At 74.6% G+C, this 3,547-nt stretch carries 4 protein-coding genes; all 4 read left to right on the top strand.

The features are described from left to right. Nucleotides 1-712: homoserine dehydrogenase (locus tag ACTUAL_RS02355; protein WP_440899112.1), on the top strand; the 712-nt coding region annotated here is incomplete at its 5' end. Next, complete coding sequence (gene thrC, locus ACTUAL_RS02350; protein WP_440899111.1) at nt 709-1,785, top strand: threonine synthase; 1,077 nt, start codon at nt 709-711, stop codon at nt 1,783-1,785. The genes ACTUAL_RS02355 and thrC, both read left to right, overlap by 4 nt. Next, on the top strand, nt 1,782-2,669 hold the full coding sequence (gene thrB, locus ACTUAL_RS02345) for a homoserine kinase (protein WP_096496784.1): 888 nt from the start codon (nt 1,782-1,784) through the stop codon (nt 2,667-2,669). Before thrC ends, thrB begins: the two co-directional genes overlap by 4 nt. A 341-nt stretch (nt 2,670-3,010) precedes the next feature. Then, on the top strand, nt 3,011-3,547 hold a 537-nt coding region (locus ACTUAL_RS02340), incomplete at its 3' end, for a Rho termination factor N-terminal domain-containing protein (protein WP_440899110.1).

Below are 3,547 nucleotides of genomic sequence, written 5' to 3'. Positions count from 1 at the left end.
CGTCGACGGCTTCGACGCCGCGTCCAAGGCCGCGATCCTGGCCTCGCTGGCGTTCCACAGCCGGGTGACCGCCGCCGACGTGCACCGCGAGGGCATCTCGGCGGTCAGCGCCGCCGACATCGCCGCCGCCAAGGGCCTGGGCCGCACCGTGAAGCTCCTCGCGATCTGCGAGCGGGTCAGCCACGGCGACGAGGAGTCCGTCTCCGTCCGCGTGCACCCGGCGATGATCCCGCGCAGCCACCCGCTGGCCAGCGTGGGCGGCGCGTTCAACGCGGTGTTCGTCGAGGCCGACGCGGCGGGCGAGATGATGTTCTACGGCCAGGGCGCCGGTGGCGCGCCGACCGCGAGCGCCGTGCTCGGCGACCTGGTCGCGGTGGCCCGCAACCGGGTGGCGGGCGGCCACGGCCCCCGCGAGTCCGCGTACGCCGCGCTGCCCGCGCGCCCGATGGGGCAGACGCCCACCCGGTACCACATCAGCCTCGACGTCGAGGACAAGCCGGGCGTGCTGGCGCAGGTCGCGGCCGTGTTCGCCGAGCACGGGGTGAGCATCGCCGCCGTGCGGCAGGAGGGCCGCGTCGCCGACGCGAGCCTGGTCATCGTCACGCACGCCGCGACCGACGCGGCGCTGCGGTCCACCGTGGACAAGGTCGGCGGCCTGCCGATCGTCCGCGACGTGGTGAGCGTCATGCGCGTGGAAGGTGGGGAGTCATGACGACCGGAGCGGGCGTGCGACCGGGGTGGCCCGGCATCATCCACGCCTACTCGGAGCGCATCCCGCTCCCCGAGGGCGCGCGCGTGGTCACCCTGCACGAGGGCGGAACGCCCCTGGTCTTCTCGGAGCACCTGTCCGAGGTCACCGGGTGCGAGGTGCACGTCAAGGTCGAGGGCGCGAACCCGACCGGGTCCTTCAAGGACCGGGGCATGACCGTGGCGATGACGCACGCGCTGGCCAGCGGCATCAAGGCGGTGATCTGCGCGTCCACCGGCAACACCTCGGCCAGCGCCGCCGCCTACGCCGCCAAGGCCGGGCACACCGCCGCCGTGCTCGTGCCGCGCGGCAAGATCGCGCTGGGCAAGCTCGCGCAGGCCGTGTCGCACGGCGCGCGCATCCTGCAGGTCGACGGCAACTTCGACGACTGCCTCGAACTGGCCCGCAAGACCTCCGCCGAGTACCCGGTCACCCTGGTCAACTCGGTGAACCCGGTGCGGCTGGTCGGCCAGAAGACGGCGGCGTGGGAGGTGTGCGACGTGCTCGGGCGCGCCCCGGACGTGCACTGCCTTCCGGTCGGCAACGCGGGCAACATCACCGCCTACTGGCGCGGGTACCGCGACTACGCCGAGGACGGCGTGACCACGTCGACCCCGCGCATGTTCGGCTTCCAGGCCGCAGGGGCCGCGCCGCTGGTGCACGGCGCGCCGGTGGCGAACCCGGAGACGATCGCGACGGCCATTCGGGTGGGCAGCCCCGCCTCGTGGAACGGCGCGGTCGCGGCCAAGGAGGAGTCGGGCGGCCTGTTCGAGGCGGTCACCGACGAGAAGATCCTGGCCGCCTACCGCGAGCTGGCCAGGCACGACGGCATCTTCGTCGAGCCCGCCTCGGCGACCAGCGTCGCAGGCCTGCTGGCCACGGCGGCCGATGGCAGGCTGCCGCGCGGGTCGCTGGTGGTCTGCACGGTCACCGGGCACGGCCTCAAGGACCCCGACACGGCCCTGCGGGACGTGGAGGAGGTCGAGCCGCTGCAGGTCGACCCCGGCGCCGTGGCGCGCGCGCTGGAGCTGGCGTGACGGACCTGATCGGCGCGGGCGTCCGGGTCCTCGTCCCGGCGTCCACCGCGAACCTCGGCTCCGGCTTCGACGCGCTCGGCCTCGCGCTGGGCCTGCACGACGAGGTGGACTTCACGATCACCGCCAGCGGGCTGTCGATCACCGTGGAGGGCGCGTTCACCGACGTGCCCACCGACGAGGGCCACCTGGTCGTGCAAGCCTTCCGCAAGGCGTGCGAGCTGCACCGCCTCCCGGTGCCCGGACTGGCGCTGACCTGCCGGAACAGCATCCCGCACAGCCGGGGGCTCGGCTCGTCCGCCGCCGCCGTCGCGGCCGGGGTCGCGGCGGCGTCCGCGCTGGCCGGGCGGGAGCTGGACGCGTCCGCGCTCCAGGTCGCCGCCGAGTTCGAGGGGCACGCCGACAACGTCGCGGCGTGCCTGTTCGGCGGGGTGGCGATCGCCTGGTCGGACGCCGGGGGCTACCGGGCGGTGCGGGTCGACCCGCACCCGGACCTGTCCCCGGTGGTGCTGATCCCGGCGCAGGAGTCGTCCACGAGGACCACCAGGGGGTTGCTGCCCGCGCGGGTTCCGCACTCCGACGCGGCGCACGCGGCCGGCCGGTCGGCGCTGGCCGTGCACGGGCTCACCAGGGACCCGTCGGTGCTGCTGGACGCCCTGCGCGACCGGTTGCACGAGCCCTACCGGGAGCCCGCCTGGCCCGCGACCTCGCGGCTCGTGGCGGAGCTTCGGGAAGCCGGTGTCCCGGCGGCGGTCTCCGGGGCCGGTCCGACGGTGTTCGCGCTGCCCGAGGGCGGGGCGCTGCCCGCTGAGATCGACATCACCGGTTTCCAGGCGCTGGCGGTCCCGGTCGACGTCGACGGCGTGCGGGTTGCGCCACTCGGCTGAGGGCGCGCCACGCCGGACCCCCGGTTGTTGCACCGCGCAGTGGCGGCGTCTACCCTCGGGGCCATCAGTCACCGCGCGCACGGGCGCCGGTGTGGTGCCCGGAGAAGTCTCTCCGGATCGCATTCCTCCAGTGACTTGGTCCCGCGCCGAACGTGCGGGATCGCCGCTGGAAGGCACCCCGCTCGCCGTGTGACCGAGATTGCCGTCTCGTGCCGGCGGTCTTTGTCGCTTCACGCGCTTGAGATCCGCCTGCACCGGGATGGGACTGCCGGCCCGCGACTCGTCGGACGGCAGGTCCGCTGGACCGCGTAGGAGGCGCGGTCCGGTCAGGAAGGACATGTGTGAGCAACACCGATGTGCTGAGCAGTGATTCCGCTGCTCCCAACGCCGCTGCCAGTTCCGGAGCCGAGGAGAACGCTCTGTCCACCCCTACGAACGGCGGCGCCCCGGCGCGCAAGCGCGCGGGACTCTCCGGCATGGTGCTGGCCGAACTGCGTGAACTCGCAGGTCAGCTCGGCATCGACAGCACGGCCAAGCTCCGCAAGGGCGACCTCATCGCGGCCATCAAGGAGCGGCAGGGCGGCACCTCCGGTCGGGGCAGTGCCGCGACGCCGCCGAAGGCCGAGAAGCCGAAGGCCGAGAAGGCCGCCGCGAAGCCCGCCGAGGCCCCCGCCCCCGCCGCCGAGAAGGCGGTCGAGAAGCCGACCCAGCAGCAGCTCGACGTCCCCGAGCGCGCGGGGGAGGAGGAGACCGGGCGTCGCGGCAACCGCCGTCGCCGGTCCGCCAACCGCCCCGCGGGCAGCCCCGAGGCGCCCGTCGCCGCGGCTGCCGCCGCCGCTCCCGCGCAGGTCGAGGCCCCGCAGCAGGCGGAGCAGCGG

This window comes from Actinosynnema sp., assembly GCF_052038725.1.
This window is presented reverse-complemented; position numbering and strand designations above follow the sequence as displayed.